The organism is Exiguobacterium sp. Leaf187 (assembly GCF_001423925.1).
Lineage (GTDB): Bacteria > Bacillota > Bacilli > Exiguobacteriales > Exiguobacteriaceae > Exiguobacterium_A > Exiguobacterium_A indicum.
Genome location: NZ_LMPR01000003.1, coordinates 1 through 22,814, shown reverse-complemented (window position 1 = coordinate 22,814; position 22,814 = coordinate 1). Strand labels below are relative to the sequence as shown.

At 48.8% G+C, this 22,814-nt stretch carries 21 protein-coding genes and 1 tRNA gene; all 22 read left to right on the top strand.

What is annotated here, in order from left to right; genetic code table 11:
• Positions 1 to 4 precede the first annotated feature (4 nt).
• The 22 genes from mfd (at position 5) to lysS (ending at position 22,512) form a co-directional block, all read left to right on the top strand.
• Positions 5 to 3,520 carry a transcription-repair coupling factor gene (gene mfd / locus ASF99_RS00810; RefSeq protein ID WP_023466550.1) on the top strand — a complete coding sequence of 1,172 codons (3,516 nt, stop codon included), beginning with the start codon at positions 5 to 7 and terminating at the stop codon, positions 3,518 to 3,520.
• Positions 3,517 to 5,064 carry a putative polysaccharide biosynthesis protein gene (locus ASF99_RS00805; protein ID WP_055966562.1) on the top strand — a complete coding sequence of 516 codons (1,548 nt, stop codon included), beginning with the start codon at positions 3,517 to 3,519 and terminating at the stop codon, positions 5,062 to 5,064. Before mfd ends, ASF99_RS00805 begins: the two co-directional genes overlap by 4 nt.
• The gene (gene mazG / locus ASF99_RS00800; protein WP_023466554.1) at positions 5,061 to 6,491 is read left to right on the top strand and encodes a nucleoside triphosphate pyrophosphohydrolase; all 1,431 of its coding nucleotides are present in this window, start codon (positions 5,061 to 5,063) and stop codon (positions 6,489 to 6,491) included. Before ASF99_RS00805 ends, mazG begins: the two co-directional genes overlap by 4 nt.
• Positions 6,488 to 6,760: an RNA-binding S4 domain-containing protein gene (locus ASF99_RS00795; RefSeq protein ID WP_023466556.1), complete on the top strand. Its 273-nt coding sequence runs from the start codon at positions 6,488 to 6,490 to the stop codon at positions 6,758 to 6,760. The genes mazG and ASF99_RS00795 overlap by 4 nt, the downstream gene beginning before the upstream one ends.
• 66 nt (positions 6,761 to 6,826) lie before the next feature.
• Positions 6,827 to 7,204: an FtsB family cell division protein gene (locus ASF99_RS00790; protein WP_023466557.1), complete on the top strand. Its 378-nt coding sequence runs from the start codon at positions 6,827 to 6,829 to the stop codon at positions 7,202 to 7,204.
• An 83-nt stretch (positions 7,205 to 7,287) separates the two neighbouring features.
• Positions 7,288 to 7,803 (top strand): S1 domain-containing RNA-binding protein, encoded by a 516-nt coding sequence (locus ASF99_RS00785; protein ID WP_023466558.1) that lies wholly within the window; start codon positions 7,288 to 7,290, stop codon positions 7,801 to 7,803.
• A 153-nt stretch (positions 7,804 to 7,956) separates the two neighbouring features.
• Positions 7,957 to 8,033 (top strand) — tRNA-Met (locus tag ASF99_RS00780).
• Positions 8,034 to 8,174: 141 nt separating this feature from the next.
• A complete protein-coding gene (tilS, locus tag ASF99_RS00770) occupies positions 8,175 to 9,407 on the top strand; it encodes a tRNA lysidine(34) synthetase TilS (RefSeq protein ID WP_055966560.1) in 1,233 nt (410 codons plus the stop codon).
• Between the two features lie 33 nt (positions 9,408 to 9,440).
• Positions 9,441 to 9,986, top strand: coding sequence for a hypoxanthine phosphoribosyltransferase (hpt, locus tag ASF99_RS00765; protein WP_023466560.1), 546 nt, complete (start codon positions 9,441 to 9,443; stop codon positions 9,984 to 9,986).
• A 120-nt stretch (positions 9,987 to 10,106) separates the two neighbouring features.
• On the top strand, positions 10,107 to 12,110 hold the full coding sequence (gene ftsH / locus ASF99_RS00760; RefSeq protein WP_023466561.1) for an ATP-dependent zinc metalloprotease FtsH: 2,004 nt from the start codon (positions 10,107 to 10,109) through the stop codon (positions 12,108 to 12,110).
• A 180-nt stretch (positions 12,111 to 12,290) separates the two neighbouring features.
• Entirely contained in the window at positions 12,291 to 13,052 is a 762-nt protein-coding gene (locus ASF99_RS00755) for a type III pantothenate kinase (protein ID WP_035399500.1), read from the top strand.
• Positions 13,053 to 13,062: 10 nt separating this feature from the next.
• Positions 13,063 to 13,986 (top strand): Hsp33 family molecular chaperone HslO, encoded by a 924-nt coding sequence (gene hslO, locus ASF99_RS00750; protein WP_023466563.1) that lies wholly within the window; start codon positions 13,063 to 13,065, stop codon positions 13,984 to 13,986.
• Positions 13,987 to 13,998: 12 nt separating this feature from the next.
• Positions 13,999 to 14,310: a hypothetical protein gene (locus ASF99_RS00745; RefSeq protein ID WP_023466564.1), complete on the top strand. Its 312-nt coding sequence runs from the start codon at positions 13,999 to 14,001 to the stop codon at positions 14,308 to 14,310.
• 80 nt (positions 14,311 to 14,390) lie between these two features.
• On the top strand, positions 14,391 to 15,335 hold the full coding sequence (gene cysK, locus ASF99_RS00740) for a cysteine synthase A (protein WP_023466565.1): 945 nt from the start codon (positions 14,391 to 14,393) through the stop codon (positions 15,333 to 15,335).
• A gap of 87 nt (positions 15,336 to 15,422) precedes the next feature.
• Positions 15,423 to 16,808, top strand: coding sequence for an anthranilate synthase component I family protein (locus tag ASF99_RS00735; protein WP_055966557.1), 1,386 nt, complete (start codon positions 15,423 to 15,425; stop codon positions 16,806 to 16,808).
• On the top strand, positions 16,805 to 17,386 hold the full coding sequence (locus ASF99_RS00730) for an anthranilate synthase component II (RefSeq protein ID WP_055966554.1): 582 nt from the start codon (positions 16,805 to 16,807) through the stop codon (positions 17,384 to 17,386). Before ASF99_RS00735 ends, ASF99_RS00730 begins: the two co-directional genes overlap by 4 nt.
• Complete coding sequence (locus ASF99_RS00725; RefSeq protein ID WP_023466569.1) at positions 17,370 to 18,209, top strand: aminotransferase class IV; 840 nt, start codon at positions 17,370 to 17,372, stop codon at positions 18,207 to 18,209. Before ASF99_RS00730 ends, ASF99_RS00725 begins: the two co-directional genes overlap by 17 nt.
• Positions 18,206 to 18,991, top strand: coding sequence for a dihydropteroate synthase (folP, locus tag ASF99_RS00720; RefSeq protein WP_055966551.1), 786 nt, complete (start codon positions 18,206 to 18,208; stop codon positions 18,989 to 18,991). Before ASF99_RS00725 ends, folP begins: the two co-directional genes overlap by 4 nt.
• A gap of 2 nt (positions 18,992 to 18,993) precedes the next feature.
• A complete protein-coding gene (folB, locus tag ASF99_RS00715; protein WP_023466572.1) occupies positions 18,994 to 19,365 on the top strand; it encodes a dihydroneopterin aldolase in 372 nt (123 codons plus the stop codon).
• Positions 19,362 to 19,877, top strand: coding sequence for a 2-amino-4-hydroxy-6-hydroxymethyldihydropteridine diphosphokinase (gene folK, locus ASF99_RS00710; protein ID WP_023466573.1), 516 nt, complete (start codon positions 19,362 to 19,364; stop codon positions 19,875 to 19,877). Before folB ends, folK begins: the two co-directional genes overlap by 4 nt.
• Complete coding sequence (gene dusB / locus ASF99_RS00705; protein ID WP_023466575.1) at positions 19,877 to 20,869, top strand: tRNA dihydrouridine synthase DusB; 993 nt, start codon at positions 19,877 to 19,879, stop codon at positions 20,867 to 20,869. The genes folK and dusB overlap by 1 nt, the downstream gene beginning before the upstream one ends.
• A 161-nt stretch (positions 20,870 to 21,030) precedes the next feature.
• The gene (lysS, locus tag ASF99_RS00700; protein ID WP_087682563.1) at positions 21,031 to 22,512 is read left to right on the top strand and encodes a lysine--tRNA ligase; all 1,482 of its coding nucleotides are present in this window, start codon (positions 21,031 to 21,033) and stop codon (positions 22,510 to 22,512) included.
• The last annotated feature ends 302 nt before the right edge of the window (positions 22,513 to 22,814 follow it).

Here is a 22,814-nt window from a genome sequence, read left to right as displayed (position 1 = left end):
GAAGATGAAACAATTACAAGAACTCTTACTAGCGATTCCTGAAATCAAGACGGTTCGGGAACGCTTCCGGGACGGTGTCAACGCTCAGTTGATCACCGGTCTGATGAACAGTGGGAAAGCATTGTTCGTCGCCGGGATTTATCAGGAGACGAAACGTCGATTCGTACTCGTGACACATAATATGTTCCAAGCACAAAAACTGTACGATGATTTGATTGAACTTGTACCGGAAGAAGACGTCATGCTCTATCCGGTCGATGAGACGTTAGCAGCAGAACTTTCTTATGGCGCAAGTCCAGAACTGCGGGCGACGCGGATCGAGACCCGTCATCGTTTACTGACGACGGACGACGGAATTTTGATCATTCCGCTCGTCGGTTTACGCCGATATGTTCCGGATGCACAGACGTTCCTGTCACACGTCAAACAAGTGAAGCCGGGCGACATCTTATCGATTCCGGACTTCGTCCAAGATTTAGTCGATGCGGGGTACGAACGGACAGCGACCGTGACGACACCTGGTGAGTTTGCTGTTCGCGGAAGTATCATCGATATTTATCCGCTCACGGTCGAACGCCCATACCGGCTGGATCTATTCGACGAGGAAGTCGACTCGATCTATACATTCGATGCGGAGACACAACGCTCACTCGGTGTCGTCGCAGAAGCATGTTTGATGCCGGCGGCGGAACACTTCGCGACGAAGGATCAGTTGAAGGACGCGGGTGAAAAAGTCCGTCGTCTTTATGAGGCGACGAAAGAGCGCGTCCAAAGTACGGAAGTCCTCGCGGCACTTGAAGAGGGAATTGCTTATGACGTCGAGTTGCTAGAAAACGGCGATCGTCCGAAACAGTTCGCGAAGTATGCACCGATTCTCTACACGTCGACGTTACGTCAAGACGTGACGGGAAGTGTCTTGATCGTCGATGAAGTCGCACGGGTCGAAGAAGCGGCGGAAGTCCAGGACGCAGAGGAAGCAGAATGGATGGCGTCTCTCATTGAACGCGGACAAAGCGTCAGTGATTACGTCCTGTCCGTTCCGATGGCACATGTCTTTGAAGGACAACCATTGTTGTATCTCTCGCTCCTACCGACCCGCCGGAGTGGGGTACCGGAAAGTGCGGCAATCCATTTCAGCATCAAACCGATTGCACCGTTCCATGGTCAGATGGAACGCCTGAAGCAAGAAGTCGAGCGATATCGTCGCGCTGACATGTGGATGGTTTTCTTAGCGAGTAACCGAGAACGTGCCGAGCGGATGCGTCAGACGTTATCCGATTATGGGGTCGAAGCCTCGATCGTAACGAAAGAAGGCATCACTCGTGGTCAACCAGCGATCCTGATTGGGGGAATTCATGGTGGATTCGAGATGACGAATGCGCGTCTCGTCGTCATCACGGAAGAAGAAGTCTTCAAGCAACCAGCGCGTCGCCGGAAGCAAACGACGAAGCTGACGAACGCTGAACGGATTAAGAGCTACCAAGAATTGAAGACAGGCGATTACGTCGTTCATATTCATCATGGGATTGGTCGGTACCACGGCATCAAGACGATTGATGTAGCCGGTAATCATCAGGACTATCTCCATCTCGTTTACGCGGGAGAGGACTCTTTGTATGTTCCTGTCGATCAGATCGACTTGATTCAAAAGTATGTCGGGGCTGAAGGGAAAGAGCCGAAGATCTATAAACTCGGCGGGACGGAATGGAAAAAGGTCAAAGCGAAAGTCCAGAAATCGGTCGAGGATATTGCTGATGAGTTGATCAAGCTCTATGCGGCTCGCGAGGCTGCCGTCGGTTTTGCGTTCCCAGAGGACGACGATAACATGCAAGCATTCGAGGCTTCGTTCCCGTATGAGGAAACGGTCGATCAATTACGATCGATTGCCGAGATCAAGAAGGATATGGAACGTCCGCGTCCGATGGATCGTCTATTATGTGGCGACGTTGGATACGGGAAAACGGAAGTTGCGATTCGAGCAGCGTTCAAAGCGGTCATGTCTGGAAAACAAGTCGCGTTACTCGTACCAACAACTGTCCTTGCACAACAACACTACGAAACGATGCTTGAGCGATTCAGTGAATGGCCGATTCGTGTGTCGGTCATGAGCCGGTTCCGTTCGCCAGCAGAATTAAAGGCGACGAAACAAGGTCTAAAAGAGGGAACGATCGATGTCGTCGTCGGGACACACCGTGTGCTGTCGAAAGACGTCCAGTTTGCTGATATCGGATTATTGATCATTGATGAAGAGCAACGATTCGGTGTAAAACACAAAGAACGTCTGAAACAGTTGAAGACGAACGTTGACGTCTTGACGTTGACAGCGACACCGATTCCGCGGACATTGCACATGTCGATGATCGGGATCCGTGATCTCTCGGTCCTTGAGACACCGCCGGAAAACCGGTATCCGGTTCAGACATACGTCATGGAATACGACGGAATCGTCATGCGAGAAGCGCTCGAACGAGAACTCGGCCGGGGTGGACAAGCGTTCTTCCTGTATAACCGGGTCGAAGGCATCGAGCGAAAGGCAGAAGAGATTCGCGCGCTCGTACCGGAAGCGAGGATCGTCACGGCGCACGGTCGGATGACGGAAACCGAACTCGAAAGTCAGTTGATCGCGTTCTTCGAAGGGGATGCAGATGTTCTTGTCAGTACGACGATCATCGAGACAGGAATCGATATTCCGAACGTCAATACGTTGATCGTTCACGACGCGGATCAAATGGGACTATCCCAACTGTATCAATTGCGCGGTCGTGTCGGTCGTTCAAGTCGCGTCGCCTATTCGTACTTTACGTACCGTCCGCAAAAACGATTGACGGAAGTCGCAGAAAGTCGACTGCAAGCGATCAAGGAATTCACGGAGCTCGGTAGCGGCTTTAAAATTGCGATGCGTGACTTATCGATTCGTGGCGCCGGGAACTTACTCGGTTCCCAACAATCGGGCTTCATCGACTCTGTTGGTTTCGATCTTTATTCGCAGATGCTGGCAGAAGCGGTTGAAGAACGGAAAGAACGGATGAAGGGCAAAAAACGCGTCCAGAAATTCGTACCTGAGTTCACGTTCAGTCTTGATGCGTATATTCCATCGCACTACATGACGGACTCCGAGCTGAAAATCGAATTTTATAAACGCTTGAAATATGTCGATACCGTCGATAGTCTCGAACAACTTGAAACAGAGATGCTCGAACGATTCGGTGAGTTCCCGGATGAGGTTGCTCGTTTGATCCAATTGACACGGATGCGGATTTTTGCTGAACGAGCGCGTGTCGAGCGCGTCAAACAAACCGATCCGAAAATCGAGATCGTCTTGTCACTTCAATCAACACAGCAGCTGGATGTGGCGGATTTCGTCAAATGGACCGTTCCGCTTGGACGTGGTCTAGGGATGGGGCAACAAGAACAGAAACTCGTCTTGACGCTCAACCGCAACAAGCAGTCGACGCAACAGATGACGATGCAAGCAGAACAGTTGCTAGCAGAGCTTGATCGTCGGCTCGTCGCACGATGAATAGACGAACGATTGCGCAAGGCGCAGCACTGCTTGCAATCTCTAGTTATATCTCGAAACTGCTCAGCTTCTTTTACCGGATTCCGTATCAGAACCTTGCAGGTGACTTCGGACTGTACGTCTATCAGACGGTCTATCCCTTATTCGCGATAGCGGCAGCGCTAGGTATTTATGCGCTGCCCGTCATCGTGGCGAAGTTGACGCTCCATCATCCAGATGAAAAACGAGAAGTTTTATGGTCGATTTTGTACGTCTTACTTGCGATGACGGTCTTCTTTGGTCTGTTCGGATGGTGGATTGCCCCGACACTTGCGGGTTGGTTTGGAGACGATAAACTCGTTGTTCCGTTGCGAGCCGTCACGTGTACGTTTTATTTACTACCTGTGATTGCCGTTCTTAGAGGCATGTTTCAAGCAGATCTCGAGATGCGACCGACGGCTGTATCCCAAGTCTCTGAAAATGCCGTCCGTGTCGGACTCTTGTTGCTCGTGACCTATATCGGCGTCTCGATGCAGGCGGACCCTTACTGGATTGGTGCCAGTGCCCATCTGACAGCGATTGGCGGCAGCATCGTTTCGTTATTCGTCCTGTTGCGTTTTGCGAAAGGGAAGATTGGTCGTCCTGTGTTTTCAGGTATTCATGTACGGCGGGTCGGGAAGGTGCTCGTGACAAGCGGGGTGGCGGTCAGTATCGCCTCACTTGCCTTGTTACTGATGCAATTGATCGATGGATTGACGTTCGTCAATCTACTTGGCAATACGACGGAGACGAAAATTGAAAAAGGGGTGCTCGACCGTGGGTATCCGTTACTGCAATTCGCGATTCTCTTTGCGACATCGATGAGTCTTGCGAGCGTTCCGTCCTTATCAACCGCATATCGAAAGCATGATCCGCAGATGATGCGTCAACAACTCGAGACATTACTCCGTTCCGGTCTATTGATTGCCGCTGCAGCGACAATCGGACTAATGGGTGTGATGCGTCCGCTCAATATTGCGTTGTATCAAGATGACCAGGGAACAGCAGGGTTGATTTGGCTCGCGGCGACGGCATTTGCCGCTTCGATTGCGATGATGATCATCTCTTGTCTCCAGTCGGTCGATGCTGAAAAATATGCGCTCGTTGGTGTTCTTGTCGGATTAGGGGCGAAGCTCGTTCTGAATCTCTATTTCATTCCCCGATATGGTATGATCGGGGCGGGTATGGCGACATTTGGCGGTTTTGCCGTCATGGCGACAGCACAATGGATTTTATTGAACCGGAAGTTCGGTCGCGTATCGGCAGGAAACGCGTTCTACCGACGACTGGTCTTACCTGTGCTCGCCATGAGTGTGTTTCTGTACCTGATCGAAACGTTCTTCCAGCTGTTTGAGCTTGAGACACGAATCGGTGCGGCACTCGAAGTCGGCGTCCTTGTCGTCGGTGGTGCCATCATTTATGGCAGTATGGCATTACGCGTTCGTGCATTAACAGCACAAGAGTGGGCGCTATTGCCTTTAGGAGATAAGTTATATCAGATGTACCAACGTAGGAGGAGTATATGACACACCGAATCACGATCGTCGGCCTTGGCGTCGGCGAACTTGAACAATTGCCGTTTGGCATCTATCGATTATTAAAAAACACGACACAGCCTGTCTATTTACGGACAATGGATCATCCAGTCGTTTCAGAACTCGCAGCAGAGGGAATGAACTTTACATCATTTGACTCGGTTTACGAACGACATAGTCGGTTTGAAGACGTATACACAGAAATCGTTGAGGAATTGCTTCGCCTCTCAAAGACGACGGACATCATCTATGCCGTCCCAGGTCATCCACTGGTCGCTGAGAGTACCGTCCAGCAGTTATTAGAGCGGACGGACGCGGTCGACGTTGTAGGCGGACAAAGTTTTCTTGATCCGATGTTCGCGGCGCTTGGCGTAGATCCGATTGAAGGATTCCAGTTGCTTGATGCGACGGCGTTTACCGTCGATGAAGCGCAGATCCGTCAACATTTGCTGATTGGACAAGTCTATGATGCGCTCGTCGCCGGTGATTTAAAGGTTCAGCTGATGGAACGTTATCCGGACGAACATCTCGTCACTCTTGTCACAGCAGCGGGTACAAGCAAACAAACTGTCCAAAGCGTGCCGTTGTATGAACTCGATCATGTGACGACGCTCAGTAACTTGACGACAGTCTACGTACCACCTGTTACGGATGAGCAGACGCTGAACCGTGACTTCGCGACATTAAAAGAGATTGTCGCACGGTTACGTGGTGAAGGCGGTTGCCCATGGGATCAAGAGCAGACACATGAGTCCTTAAAACGTCATTTAATCGAAGAATCTTATGAATTACTGGAAGCAATCGACCTTCAGGACGATAACTTAATGATAGAAGAGCTAGGAGACGTCCTTTTACAGGTCATGCTCCACGCACAAATTGGTCTAGATGAAGGGTATTTCGACATTCGAGATGTCATCGGAAGCGTCAGTGATAAGATGATTCGTCGTCATCCACATGTGTTCGGAGAAACGATTGTCGATTCTTCGGCAGACGTTGTTTCGAACTGGCAAGACATTAAAGCACAAGAGAAACCGGAGCGGACTTCCTTGCTCGATGGTGTGACAAAAGGAGCACCTGCCTTGATGCGCGCAGAAGACATTCAAAAGAAAGTGGCGAAAGTCGGTTTTGAATGGAGTGACGTCGAGGGTGCACTTGAAAAAGTAATCGAAGAGTTACGTGAGTTGAAGGAAGCCGCACCAGAAGAACGACTAGGTGAATTCGGAGACGTTCTGTTTTCGATAACACTCGTTGGGAAATACCTTGGTCTCTCGGCAGAAGAGGGGCTACAACAGACGAATGATAAATTCATCCGTCGCTTTACGCGAATGGAACAGCTAGCGGATCGACCGCTCGTTGAGATGACGCTTGAAGAGCAAGATTCACTCTGGCATCAAGCGAAGCAGGAGGAACAGTCATGAGACTTGATAAATTTTTAAAAGTATCGCGTCTGATCAAACGACGGACGCTTGCGAAAGAAGTAGCCGATCAAGGTCGGATTACAATCAATGGTAATGTGGCGAAAGCAAGTAGCACGGTAGCAGCAGGTGATGAGATGACGATTCGGTTCGGAAACAAGATCGTCACGGTTGCGATTTCGAGCATTAAAGAACATGCCAAAAAAGAAGAAGCATCTGATATGTATGAGATCATCCGTGAAGAAAAGGTGAATTCCGAAGAATCAATGTAATTTACCGGAAAAAGGAAGTATACTAAAGAGTGTCAGGGGTGACCACTCAGAAAGAGGAGGGATGATATGCCAACACCGCTCGAATCAGGGCGTCCTGCGCCAAAGATCAAGCCGCTCAATGACCGTAAAAAGCAGTTGAGTCAGAATGCCATCGAAAACCGTCGACGTCTCAAAAATCGCTTTTTCCTGTGTCTGACCGTCTTTTTACTCATCTTTTCCCTCATGGGGTGGTCATACATGGAGAAACGGCAATTGATCGCTGAACAAAAGCAGTCGTTTCAAGTCGCCGAACAAGAGCAGACGAAAGCAAAAAAAGAGACCGCCCGTCTGAAGGAAGAAATCAATCGTCTCAATGATAAAGAGTATGTAGCGAACTTAGCTCGAAGCGAGTTGCTCTATTCGAAAAAAGGGGAAACGATCTTCTACTTTTCACCGGAAGACTAATTGAAGGTTGCCGATTGATTGAAAAAAGAATGAATCACTCGTATAATAAGAAACGAATCAACTAAAAAGGAGCAATACAATTTATGTCGATTGAAGTAGGCAGCAAAGTGCAAGGGAAAGTAACAGGCATCACGAATTTCGGAGCGTTCGTTGAGTTACCAACAGGGAAAACTGGTCTTGTTCACATCAGTGAAGTGGCAGATTCTTACGTTAAAGACATCAATGATGTGTTGACGGTTGGTCAAGAAATCACCGTCAAAGTCTTAAGTGTTGAAAACGATGGTAAGATCGGTCTTTCCATCAAAAAAGCCGTCGATCGTCCAGAAGGCGAACGTCCTCGTCCTGCACGTCAGTTCGACCGTGGACCACGTCCAGCAGGACAAGATCGTGGACCACGTTCGTTCGATAACAAAGGACCACGTGGAGGCGGTAACCGTGGAGGCTTCAACAAAGGCGGCCGTGGTACACCACCACCGCGCAAAGAACAATCGTTCGATACGCTGATGTCTAGTTTCCTGAAAGATAGTGAAGATCGTCTTGCTACATTGAAACGTCAAACGGATTCAAAACGTGGCGGACGCGGCGCAAAACGTCAATAACTTGCTGACCTGTTCTTTATAAGAATAGAGATGGAATGACGCCGTTCATTCCATCTTTTATTTTTTTGAAATTATTTTTAGAAAAAGCGTTGACTTTCATTTGACCTGCCCGTATTATAGAAAATGTGCTTAAGACGCACGAGTTAAAAATATGGCGGTGTAGCTCAGCTGGCTAGAGCGTACGGTTCATACCCGTGAGGTCGTGGGTTCGACTCCCTCCGCCGCTACCATATTTTTTNGTCAAGCGGTTAAGACACCGCCCTTTCACGGCGGTAACACGGGTTCGAATCCCGTACGGGTCATTCTCAAAAGCTATCTCTATTATATAGAGATAGCTTTTTTTAGGTTTTAACGGAAAGGGGGAAATCGTTATGGAAGGTGTGCCGTTCGAACCACTTTTAGTAGGTGTTTCGGGAGGTTGTGATTCGATGGTACTCGTCGATCGGTTGTACAAAGAGGGCTACGATATCGCGATTGCGCATGTGCATCATGGATTACGAGAGGCGTCCGACGAAGAAGCGTGCTTTATTAAGGAGTGGGCAACGGCCCGAAAGATATCTTTTTTCATGACGCGTTTAGAATGGACAGGACGTACGAGCTCTCAAGCAGCTTGTCGCGAAGAGAGATATGCGTTTTTTGAACGAATCATGGAAGAGACCGGGCGCTCGCGTCTGATTCTCGCCCATCATCAAGACGATCAAATTGAGACGCTACTCATTCAGCTCATTCGTGGAGAAGCGCAGGTTGATGGTATTCCCGTCGTTCGTCCGTTTGGTAACGGTTGGTTGCATCGACCGTTGCTACATGAATCGAAGCAAACATTACGCGAGTATGCGTTGCAACATGAAGTTCCATGGCGAGAAGATGCGTCAAATGCAGAAACTACTTATTTGCGTAATCAAATCCGGCATACGATTGTTCCATCACTCCGAGACATGCGTCCTGAGTTTGAACAGGCAACGGCAGCGGCAGCACATGCGCGACAGCAAATCATCCGTGAACAGGCGGCATTCGTCGCGACCTATCTCGAACGGTGTAAGGAAGCGAACGGAATTCCGGTCGCACGTATTTTAGAATTACCGACGGATTTACAGCGGCTTGTTTTGCCGACATTAACGGGAGAAATGTTTTCTTCGGATGTGATTCGTCACTTTGTTACATGGCTTCGGGTGGATAAGGGCTCAGACGAAGTGTATTATGGAAACTGGAGGATGCGACGTGCATATGGCTTTTTGATGCAGGATCGTGTGATACGGTCAATGAATGACGATTTATCGTTTCAAGTAGGGGAGAATTTGGGAACGTATCATTATGGTGAACAAATGGTTCGCTTCTCAATCGGAAATCAAGGTATCCCGCTGGACGCGATTGCGTTCCCATTGACGGTACGTCCGCCACGTCCAGGAGATCGGATTCAGCTTGCTGTGGGTTCGAAAAAAGTCAGTCGAATTCTGATTGATGCTAAGGTTCCGCGTTATCTCCGGGAACAGGTTCCGGTCGTCGTCGATGCAAATGGAGTGATTTTAGCCGTCATTGGACATCGAATTGCAATATTCGGGTCATTTGAACTCCTCGCAAAATCTTATTTAATGATAGAATGGTAATGTAGTGTTTATTATGGAGGAGGAATACCTAGCATGACCTTGATGAACGATATGGAAAAAGTACTGATTTCAGAAGAAGAGATCCAAAATAAAGTGGGCGAACTCGCCGGCGAATTGACAGCGGATTATCACGATCGTTTTCCGTTGCTTGTGTGCGTCTTAAAAGGCGCAATGCCGTTCATGTCTGATCTTGTGAAAAAGATGGATATGCATCTTGAAATGGACTTCATGGACGTTTCAACGTATCACGGTGGGACAACATCAACAGGTGAAGTCAAGATTGAAAAAGATTTGAACACATCGGTAGAAGGACGCGACATCTTGATTGTCGAAGATATCATCGACAGCGGATTGACGCTTGGTTACCTTGTCGATCTCTTCAAGTACCGGAAAGCGAAGTCCGTTAAGATCGTGACGTTGCTCGACAAACCAACAGGACGGAAGAATGACTTGCACGCAGATTACAGCGGCTTCGTCATTCCACACGAATTCGTTGTCGGTTATGGTCTGGATTACGAAGAGAAGTATCGTAACCTTCCATACGTAGGTGTCTTGAAACCTGCAGTCTACGGTGGCTAATTATTTTTAATCTCGTCTGTCCCATGATAAGATGAAACCAATTACAAAGCGCGCCCTGTCGCGCCAGGATTCGTATTCATCCACTAGAAAAACGAGATGGATGCGGAGAGGAGGCATAAGATGAACCGAGCAGTGAAGAATACCCTCGTGTTTGGGGTCATTTTTCTAGCTTTGATCTTGTTTCTGCAATACTTGCAGAGTCCAGTGAACAAAAGCAAAGAAATCAATTACACACAGTTTGTCGAGTCTGTTGAAAAAGGTGAAATCAAGACGGCTACCTTCCAATATGAAGGGCAGACGTATAATGTGACAGGAGATTTGCGTGAAAAAGATTCAACGTATGAGACGGTCGTACCGGCTGTTGATACGGAACTAACGGATCTTTATACGCAATTGAAAAGCCAAGGAGTCAAATTGGACTTTAAGGCAGCAGAAACGAATGGTGGTTGGATCGCGTTACTGACGACGATCGTTCCATTCATCATCATCTTCATCCTCTTCTTCTTCTTGATTAATCAAGCACAAGGTGGCGGTGGTGGCGGTCGCGTCATGAACTTCGGGAAATCGAAGGCACGCCTCTATGACACAGAGAAGAAAAAGATTACGTTTGATGATGTAGCCGGCGCAGACGAAGAGAAACAAGAACTCGTCGAAGTCGTTGAATTCTTGAAAGATCCGCGTAAATTCGCGAAACTCGGTGCCCGTATTCCGAAAGGGGTCCTCCTCGTAGGTCCTCCAGGTACAGGTAAGACGTTGCTCGCGCGTGCCGCAGCTGGTGAAGCTGGCGTACCATTCTTCTCGATTTCAGGTTCTGACTTCGTTGAGATGTTCGTCGGTGTCGGGGCATCACGTGTCCGTGACTTGTTCGAAAACGCGAAGAAAAATGCACCATGTATCATCTTCATCGATGAAATCGATGCTGTCGGTCGTCAACGGGGCGCAGGTCTCGGTGGTGGACACGATGAGCGTGAGCAGACATTGAACCAACTTCTCGTCGAGATGGATGGATTCAGTGAAAACGAAGGCATCATCATGATCGCAGCAACGAACCGTGCTGATATTCTTGACCCAGCCTTACTCCGTCCAGGTCGTTTTGACCGTCAAATCACGGTTGACCGTCCAGATGTCATCGGTCGTGAAGCAGTCTTGAAAGTTCACGCGCGGAACAAACCGCTCGATTCAACGGTTGATTTAAAAGCGATCGCACAACGAACACCTGGATTCTCAGGTGCGGATCTTGAAAACCTTCTAAACGAAGCAGCACTTGTTGCCGCTCGGGCAGACCGTGATAAAGTCTCGATCGTTGACCTCGAAGAAGCGATTGACCGCGTCATCGCTGGACCAGCGAAGAAGAGCCGGATCATCTCGCCGAAAGAGAAAAAGATCGTCGCATGGCACGAAGCTGGACATACAATCATCGGTGTCACGCTCGACGATGCGGATGAAGTACACAAGGTAACGATCGTTCCTCGCGGTAACGCGGGTGGATATGTCGTCATGTTGCCAAAAGAAGATCGTTACTTCATGACGAAGCCGGAACTCGAAGATAAGATTACTGGATTGCTCGGTGGTCGTGTCGCAGAGGATATCGTCTTCGGAGAAGTCTCGACTGGGGCAAGCAATGACTTCCAGCGTGCGACAGGTCTTGCACGGAAAATGGTCATGGAGTTCGGGATGAGTGAAAAACTCGGACCGCTTCAATTCGGATCAGGTCAAAGCGGTAACGTCTTCCTCGGCCGTGATTTCCAAAACGAACAGAACTACTCGGATGCAATCGCACACGAGATCGATACGGAAATCCAAGCGATCATCAACCGCTGTTACCAAAAAGCGAAAGATATCCTGACTGAGAAGCGCGATCAGCTCGACTTGATTGCAACGACATTGCTTGAAGTCGAAACACTCGATCAAAAACAAATTCACCATCTCCTAGAGACGGGCGAATACAAAAAACATGAACCAGAAGCAACGACTCCAAAAGCAGAAGAGAAAGCACCGGAATCGACAGATGCAACTGTTGATCAACCGACGCAGTCTCCAACGCAAATGGGTTCAGTCGTTGACGAAGGGAAAAATGTAGATACGGATACACCAGATACGCCGCGTCGCGATGATCAAGTGTAAACGGATGGAACGGATTCGATTGATATCGAATCCGTTCTTTTTTGTGGCAGACCGAGCGAATACACATCGGTAGGTGTGACTATACGAGCATGGTATAATCACAACGTATATAGTTCCGATCGTAAAACAACGGAATACAATCGAAGCATGAAAATTGAGAAGAAGCGGGGAAATAAGCAAATGATTTTAGTCATCGATGTCGGAAATACGAATATCGTCTTAGGTGTCTATCAAGGACAAGAGTTGATTGAGCATTGGCGGATTGCGACAGACCGAACACGGACGACGGACGAATACGGTATGCTCGTCAAAGCGTTGTTCCGTGACGCAGAGCTAAACGTGGAAGAAATCGAGGGAATCGTGTTATCATCTGTCGTACCCCCCGTCGTGTTTCCGCTAGAAAATATGTGTGTGCGTTACTTTAAACGCCGTCCGTTCTTGATTGGACCAGGAATCAAGACAGGACTGGATTTAAAAGTCGATAATCCACGGGAAGTGGGAGCCGATCGAATCGTCAACGCAGTAGCGGCGACGGCGAAATACGAGGGACCGATGATCATCGTCGATTTCGGAACAGCGACGACGTATTGTTACATCGATGCACAAAAACGGTATTACGGCGGCATCATCTCACCCGGTGTGATGGTTGCAACCGAGGCACTCTATAATAAGGCAGCAAAATTGCCACGAATTGAAATCGCGAAACCGCAGTCAGCCATCGGACGGAATACGATCCATGCGATGCAGTCGGGGACCTATTTCGGATATGTGGCACAGGTGGACGGACTCGTTCACCGGATGAAAGAAGAAATGGGAGAAGCGAAGGTCATTGCGACCGGCGGCTTAGCCCGATTAATCAGCGAGGAATCCACGATGATTGAGATCGTCGATCCATTCTTGACGTTAGATGGATTACGGATTATCTACGAACGAAATAAGTGAGGGAATCAAGATGAAACGTGAAGAATTATTAGCACAATTAAAAGATGACTATTTAGTACGGGCGTTAGGCTTCAATGGAGAAGTCCGTGCGTTTGCAATCCGTTCGACGAAGACGGTCTATGAAGCACAACTGCGCCACCAGACGACACCTGTCGTCACAGCAGCGCTCGGTCGGACACTGACGATCGGTGCAATGATGGGTACGATGCAAAAAGGCGATACACGTGTCACATTAAAAGTCGAAGGCGATGGACCGATTGGGAAAATCATCGTCGATGCCGACGCAAAAGGTGTCGTACGTGGATATGTGAGTCGTCCCCGTGTCGAGATGGATACGTATGTCAATGCAGATGGTCTGACGAAACTAAAAGTCGGTGAAGCGGTCGGTCGCGGAAACATCTCTGTCATCAAAGACCTCGGGTTGCGTGACTTCGTCGGTGGTCAATCGCCGATTCAAACAGGTGAGATCAGCGAAGACTTCACGTATTACTTTGCTGTATCGGAACAAAGCCCATCGGTCGTTGGGGCTGGCGTTCTCGTTTATCCAGAAGACGAATCAGTCATCGCAGCAGGTGGCTTGATCGTTCAATTGATGCCAGGTGCGTCGGAAGAAACGATTGCAGCACTCGAAAAACGTGTTGGAGCCCTTAAACCGATCTCGATTCTCGTCGGTGAGGAAAAAACACCAGAAGAAATGTTAGAACTCGTTCTCGGTGACTACGAACATCTTGATACGATTCCAGTATCATTCGAATGTACGTGTGACCGTGACAAATTAGCGACAGCAATCATTGCCCTTGGACCAGATGAGATTCAAGCGATGATTGATGAAGATGGTGGTGCGGAAGCTGTTTGTCACTTCTGTTCAGAGCATTATCACTATGATGTTCCAGAATTAGAGGAACTTCGCGAAAAATCACTCGAAAGAGCATAAGAGGGATCGAATATGGGGAATGTACAACCTAAGTACTTGTGGATGTTGATCTTCATCTTAATGTTGACGAATTTCATGACCGGTGCTTACGCCTTCATGGGTGAGCTCCCAAAGGTCGATTCTCCTAAAATCGTTCAAGACAGCATCGGTGGTCCGCTCGAGGATGTCGTCGCCGAAGTCGGTGATGAGAAAATCACGCGCGCGATGGTCTATCAGACGATGCGAACGGAACAGGAAAAACAGACGATTGATCGTTTGATTCAAGAAGCGGTCGAACGCCAGACGAAGGATGGAAAAAAGCCGGAAGTCAAACGCTTTGATTGACAGATTTCATCCAGTCCGCTGATAATTAGTTTATCGGATTACTTGGAATTCAAGCGGTTCACTAATGAGGAGGAATGGTCATGCGTATTGCGAATTCAGTATTAGATTTAGTCGGTCGCACCCCGATCGTCAAGTTACATCATCTAACGGGTCCTGAGGATGCAGATGTGTATCTAAAATTGGAGTACATGAACCCTGGATCAAGCGTAAAAGACCGGATCGCGCTATCTATGATTGAGGCCGCAGAAGAAGCGGGTCAACTCAAAGAAGGAGACACAATCATCGAGCCGACGAGTGGAAACACAGGGATCGGACTCGCGATGGTCGCTTCGGCGAAAGGATACCGTGCCATCCTCGTCATGCCGGAAACGATGAGCATGGAGCGCCGGACGTTGCTTCGCGCCTATGGTGCGGAATTGATTCTGACTCCGGGTCCTGAAGGGATGAAGGGTGCGATCGCTCGCGCGACAGCGGAAGCGGAAGAACACGGTTACTTCATGCCGCAACAATTCAATAACGGTGCTAATCCAGTCGTCCATGAAAAAACGACAGGTCCTGAAATCGTCGAAGCGTTCGAAGGCATGCAACTCGATGCGTTCATCGCGGGAATTGGAACGGGCGGAACGATCACCGGTGCTGGTAAAGTGTTACGCGATGCTTTCCAAGGTATTGAAATCATTGCCGTCGAACCAACGGATTCACCGGTCTTATCAGGTGGTAAACCGGGACCACACAAACTGCAAGGAATCGGTGCTGGGTTCGTGCCGTCGATTCTCGATACAGAGATTTATGATGGTGTTGAGCAAATCACGACGGAAGAAGCATTCGATCACGCACGCCGAGCAGCGAAGACGAATGGTGTCTTAGGCGGTATCTCGTCAGGTGCTGCGATTGCAGCAGCGCTCAAGACAGCGAAACGTCTCGGTAAAGGGAAAAACGTTCTCGCGATCATTCCTTCGAATGGGGAGCGGTACTTAAGTACACCGCTGTATCAAATCGAGGAAGAAGCAGACCAATCGAAGTAATCAACTGGACGTACACGGAAGTCATTCGGCTTCCGTGTACTTTTTTGCGTATAATGAGAGCAGAATAGTGTGAAGTGGGGGACGCGTATGCGACAGACGAAATACAAAGCAGTACCATGGACGAAAGAACAATTCTACAATCGATATGTTGAACAGACGAATGGCACAACGGGACACGTCTGGCTCGAAAGCGGTCGAATCGGCCGGTATACGATGGCGGCGACTCGTCCTGTCGGATACGTCCGGACAAAAGACGGAACGACGACGATTGAGACAGATGGAAAAGTCGAGATATCGACGGCGAATCCGTTTGATGTACTCGAACGACTTCGCGTCGACCGTGAATCAGTCCGACCGGATGGAATGCCACCGTTCTTTGGTGGGTTTGCCGGATACGTCAGTTATGATGCCGTCCGTTATTTAGAAAAGCTACCGGAACAAGCGATGGATGATCTTCAAACACCCGATCTATCATTTTACTGGTACGATGAAGTCGCCGTATTTGATGAGGAAACGAAGCAGTTGTTCATGGCCGTGACACGAGACACGGCAGAGGAAGCAGAACGAGTCCTTGAAACGGAAATCGCGCGTTGGTGCATCGAGACGGATGCACCTCAATTTACAGCAATCGGTTCGTCCGGCGAGCGGGAACGGGCTTTCGGGCAGGAAGCGTTCATGACAGCGGCACACCGGATTAAATCCTATATTGAGGACGGTGACGTTTTCCAAGTTAATTTGTCCGTCCGTCAACAAGAACCGCTTGGGACGACAGCGGAACATTTGTATGATGTATTACGACAAGTCAATCCTTCTCCATACATGGGTTACTTTGCGGATGAAGATTTAACACTCGTGTCCGCCTCACCCGAGTTGCTCGTCGAAAAAATCGGCGATGCGTTAGCGACACGTCCGATTGCGGGAACACGACCACGCGGGAAGGATGAAGCAGAAGATTTACGACTTGCGAAAACCTTACTCGATAACGAAAAAGAACGGGCAGAGCATGTGATGCTTGTTGATTTAGAGCGGAATGATTTAGGTCGCGTCAGTCGTTATGGCACGGTTCATGTCGATGAGTTGATGGTGATCGAGAAATACTCGCACGTGCAACACATCGTCTCAAACGTCAGAGGGGAAGTAGCACCGGAACACTCTGGGAGTCAGGTGCTTGCTGCGATGTTCCCAGGTGGTACGATCACTGGTGCGCCAAAAATCCGGACGATGGAAATCATTGAAGAACTCGAACCGGTCCGGCGTGGCATCTATACTGGATCGCTTGGCTTCATCAGTTGGGCGGATGATGTCATCTTCAACATCTTGATTCGGACACTTGTCGCCAAAGACGGGATGGCATATGTCCAAGCAGGTGCTGGAGTCGTCACAGACTCGGACGCAGCACGTGAATACGAAGAGTCACTCAGTAAAGCAAAGGCGTTATGGGTGACAAAAGAAACAGCGGAGGGAACGCAATGATTGTATTGATTGATAACTATGATTCCTTTACGTACAACTTAGTCCAGTATTTCGGCGAACTTGGGCAAGACATCCGGGTATTTCGCAACGACGCGATCACCCTTGCGAAAATCGAAGCATTGCAACCGGATCATCTGGTCATCTCACCGGGCCCCTGTACACCGAATGAAGCGGGGATCAGTCTAGAAGCGATTGCTTATTTTGCTGGGAAGGTACCGATACTAGGGGTCTGCTTAGGTCATCAAGCGATTGGACAAGTATTCGGTGGTAAAGTCGTCCGCGCGAAGGAATTAATGCACGGAAAAGTCTCGCCACTGACGCATGACGGACAAGGCATCTTTGAACGAATCCCACAAGCGACGCCGGTGACACGTTATCACTCGCTCGTCGTTGAACGCGAGACATTCCCGGAAGTGCTCGAAGTGACGGCGGAATCCGGTGGGGAGATCATGGCACTCCGTCACCGGACGTTGCCGATTCTCGGTGTCCAGTTCCATCCGGAAGCGATTTTGACGCGAGACGGGAAGCAGATGTTAAAAAATTTCTTGGAGTTGACGCATTATGTATCTCTGGCATGACGGAACCATTAAACGAGAAGAAGAAGTACGCATCTCCCCGCTCGATCACGGATTCGTCTACGGGATGGGTGTATTCGAGACGTTTCGGACCTATAACGGACATCCGTTTTTGTTCGATGATCATATTGAACGCTTACGGATGAGTTGTGTCGCACTCGGAATCCAGCTAGCATATGATCGGGAAGCCTTACGGCAAGCGATCCAAGATTTATATGCGGCATATGGGGCGAACGATTTATACATTCGGTTGAACGTCTCTGCCGGTCCACGTGAGATCGGTTTATCAATCGATCCTTACGACACGCCGACCGTGTTGATCTATGCGAAACCAATCGCTCCGCGAAAACGGGCGGAACGTGCACTCGAGACGATTCGTTTACCGCGCAGTACACCGGAGACGACTTACCGCTTGAAGTCACATCATTACATGAACAATCTAGTGGCGAAACGCCAATTGTTCAATCCGGAAGCAGAAGGGTTGTTTTTGACGAAGGAAGGTCATGTCTGTGAGGGCATTACGTCAAACATCTTTTGGCGTTACGGAAGTACATGGTATACGTCACCGCTTGAAACCGGTGCACTGAACGGGATTACCCGTCAGTTCCTCATGCAATATGTACCGGTCGAAGAACGCTTGGCTTATTTACCGCAGCTCGAAGAAGCAGATGAGATCATCTATACGAATTCCGTTCAGGAAGCGGTCGCTATTTCGTCACTTGACGGACGCCCTTTCCCTGGAATCAACGGAACAGGATATGCACAAATCATGACGCTGTTCGATCAATCCGTCGAACAGGTGACGACAAGGAGAGAACAACGATGACTTACATCATGGGTATCTTGAACGTGACACCGGACTCCTTTTCGGACGGTGGACAATATGTCGATGTCGAGCAAGCGATGCGGCAAGCGCGTCAGCTCGTCGCGGATGGAGCAGATGCAATCGATGTCGGTGGAGAATCGACACGACCGGGTGCAGCATTCGTATCAGTCGAAGAAGAACTCACCCGTGTTTTACCGATCATCAAGCGCATCAAACGAGAGCTGAACGTCCTCGTATCGATCGATACGTACAAACCGGTCGTCGCAGAGGCTGCTATTGAAGCAGGAGCAGATATCATCAACGATGTTTGGGGCTCGAAGTGGGGCGATCGTTCGATGGTCAACGTTGCTGCGCAGTATAAAGTACCCATCATTTTGATGCATAACCGGGAGACGGCGCATGGGACAGATATGCTGGCAGAAGTCCAGGCTGACCTTGAGGAATCGATTCGGTTAGCAAAACAGGCAGGCGTAGCGGAAGAGCATATTTGGCTCGACCCTGGGATTGGATTCATGAAGACGCATGAAGAGAACTTGTACCTGATGCGTCATCTATCGATCGTAACGGACTTCGGGTATCCGGTTTTACTCGGAACGTCCCGTAAATCGATGATCGGACTTGCGCTCGGATTACCGACAGAAGAACGACTCGAAGGAACGATTGCGACGGTGTGTTACGGAATTCAACAAGGATGTGACTGGATGCGTGTGCATGACGTCAAAGAAGTCAAACGGGCAGCGCAGATGATGGACATCATGTTGGCTGCGACGAAGGGGGAATAACGGTGGATCGAATTCATGTAACAGGAATGCGTTTTTATGGGTACCACGGTGTATTCGCAGAAGAGACGAAACTCGGTCAACGCTTCAATGTCGACTTATCGATCGGACTTGCATTGGCAGAAGCCGGTCGGACGGATGATTTGACGAAAAGTGTCAATTACGCCGAATTGTATGAAGCGACGAAACGTGTCGTCGAAGGAGAACCGCTCCAACTCGTCGAAGCCTTGGCGGACCGTATTGCAAAAGCAGTATTTGCGTTAGACGAACGAATTCAAGAAGCGTCGATCAAGGTCATCAAACCGGATCCGCCGATTGCCGGTCATTATGAACATGTGGCGGTCGAGATCAATCGCCTTCGGGAGGACTATGCATGAAGGAAGCTTACATTGCACTCGGCTCGAACATCGGCGATAAAGCGGCTCACTTAAGAGCAGCGATTGCTCGCCTGAGAGCATTACCGTCCGTTCATGACGTAAAGACCTCTTCCATTTATGAGACGGTACCTGTCGGGTATCTCGAGCAGGATTTATTCTATAATATGGTCGTCGCGATTCAAACGACGGATGAGGCATCTGTCTTACTTGGGCGACTGCAGGAAATTGAACAGCTAGAAGGACGCGAGCGTTTGTTCAAAAATGGACCACGAACGCTTGACTTAGATATTTTGCTATATGAGGAAGAACGCATTGACCTCGAAGGATTAACCGTTCCGCATCCGCGGATGCAAGAGCGGGCATTCGTCCTCGCACCATTACGTGAACTCGCAGCAACATGCGTCATACCCGGTCTTGAGCAAAGTGTCGAGCAGTTGTATCAGCAGTTACCAGAGACAGAACGAAACGGTGTACGACGGTTAGGTGGGCTTTTAGAAGCGGAGGAACAATAATGGAATTTAACATTGGTGATGTCAAACTGAAGAATCAAGTCATCTTGGCACCGATGGCAGGCGTCTGTAATCCGGCGTTTCGGTTAATCGCAAAGGAGTTTGGTGCAGGACTCGTCTGTGCGGAGATGGTCAGCGATAAAGGGATCTTGTACGAAAACGAACGGACGCTTCAGATGCTGTACGTGGATGAGCGGGAAAAACCGCTCAGTCTTCAAATCTATGGCGGTTCAAAAGAGACACTCGTTCAAGCGGCACGATATGTCGAAGCGAACACGAATGCCGACATCATTGACATCAACATGGGCTGTCCCGTCCCGAAAGTCACGAAAAGCGATGCTGGAGCGAAATGGTTGCTTGATCCAGATAAGGTATATGAGATGGTTCATGCGGTGACGCAAGCGATCGATAAACCCGTTACTGTTAAGATGCGGACCGGCTGGGACAGCCATCACATCTATTGTGTCGATAATGTCAAAGCAGCAGAAGCGGGTGGGGCGAAAGCTGTAGCCATCCACGGGCGGACACGTTCGCAAAAGTATGAAGGGGTCGCAGACTGGAACATCATTGGCGAAGCGAAAAAAGCGGTCAACATCCCAATCATCGGAAATGGAGATGTTCAGACTCCGCAAGATGCAAAACGGATGATTGATGAGATCGGCGTCGACGGTGTCATGATCGGACGGGCCGCTCTAGGGAATCCATGGATGTTGTATCAGACGATCCAGTACCTCGAATCAGGAACGCTTCCAGCAGAACCGACGGCGCGTGAGAAGATTGATATTTGTCTCTTGCATGCCACACGACTAGTCGCGCTAAAGGGAGAAGAACTCGCCGTACGCGAAATGCGGACACATGTCGCCTGGTATTTGAAAGGAATGAAGGGGAACGGTCGCGTTCGCAATGCGTTATTCAATATCGACACACACGCAGGACTCGTCGAACTGTTACAGCAGTACTTGCAGACACTCGAAGAAGACGTAGCATATGCCTAACAGGTAAAGTATAGTCGGACAGCGTCGTTTTGTGGTACGCTAGTTGCATTGAAGATGAGCGTATCGGTTTTCTAAAGGGCTGTCGGTCATTCCGGCAGCTTTTTATTCGAGAGAATCGTCGTGAACCATTATTAAAAGGAGTGAAGAGAGTGAGTCAGGATATGGAAATGAACGATCAAATGCAGGTGCGTCTCGGTAAGATGAACGCCATGCGTGAACAAGGTCTCGATCCATTCGGCGCACGTTTTGAACGTTCGACGGATACCGCGAGCATTCGTGCATCGTTTGGTGAACATACAAAAGAAGAGTTGGCTGAACTGAAACCGGAAGTTGCGATCGCGGGTCGTGTCATGACGACACGTCGTAAAGGGAAGGTTGGCTTTACGAACGTTCAGGATGTACAAGGTCAAATTCAGTTGTATGTCCGTAAAGATGATGTCGGTGAAGAGGCGTATGAGATCTATAAGACATGTGACTTAGGTGACATCGTTGGAATTCAAGGATACGTGTTCAAAACGAATGTTGGTGAACTCTCTGTTCACGTCACAGCATTTACGTTATTAACAAAAGCATTACGTCCGCTTCCGGATAAATATCACGGATTAAAAGATATCGAGCAACGCTATCGTCAGCGTTACCTCGACCTCATTACGAACCAAGAATCACGTGAGACATTCATCGCGCGGAGTAAAGTCATTCGTGGAATTCGTCAATATCTCGATAACCTCGGATACTTGGAAGTCGAAACACCAATGTTGCATACGATTGCGGGTGGAGCATCGGCTCGTCCGTTCATCACGCATCATAATGCACTCGACATGACGCTTTACATGCGGATTGCGATCGAGCTCCATTTGAAACGTTTGATCGTCGGTGGACTTGAGAAAGTCTACGAAATCGGTCGTGTGTTCCGTAATGAAGGAATCTCAACACGCCATAACCCAGAGTTTACGATGATCGAACTCTATGAAGCGTATGCGGATTATAAAGACATCATGAACTTAACAGAGAACCTGATCGCTCACGTCGCACAAGAAGTACTCGGTACGACACAAGTCACTTACGGAGAAGACGTCATCGACCTATCTGTCGGTTGGAAACGAGCACACATGGTCGATCTTGTTAAAGAAGCGACAGGTGTCGACTTCTTTGAACAGATTTCAAACGAACGTGCTCTCGAACTAGCGCATGAACACGGTGTTGAAGTCCAGTCGCACATGACGACGGGACATATCTTGAATGAGTTCTTCGAACAAAAAGTAGAAGAGACACTCGTTCAACCAACATTCGTCTATGGTCATCCTGTTGAAGTATCGCCACTTGCGAAGAAAAATCCAGAGGATCCACGCTTTACGGATCGCTTTGAATTATTCATCGTCCGTCGTGAACATGCGAATGCCTTCACGGAATTGAACGATCCAATCGATCAACGTGAACGTTTCGAAGCACAACTCGTCGAAAAAGAAGCAGGAAACGACGAAGCACATGAAATGGATACAGACTTCATTGAAGCACTCGAGTACGGTATGCCGCCAACGGGTGGTCTTGGCATCGGGATCGATCGTCTCGTCATGTTGTTGACGAATGCGCCATCGATTCGTGATGTGTTACTCTTCCCGACAATGCGTCACCAACAAAATTAATGAGTAGAGCTCCGTTTCTTCTATAGCTTATAGAAGGAACGGAGCGTTCTTTTTGAAGTCAATGTAGGGATAAACGAGTCAAAAAACGGGTAAATAAAACTTTTTAAATGTTTTTCTAATAAAATGCTTGTACGATTTAAAAAGCCATGGTATATTACTTCTTGTGCCGCGAATGGTCGTGACACACAAAAATAAATATCAAAAAAGTTGTTGACAATCGGGTTGATAACTTGTTAAGATATTAAAGTCGCTGAAAACGACACGACGAACTTTGAAAACTGAACGATGAGGCAAAAATCGTA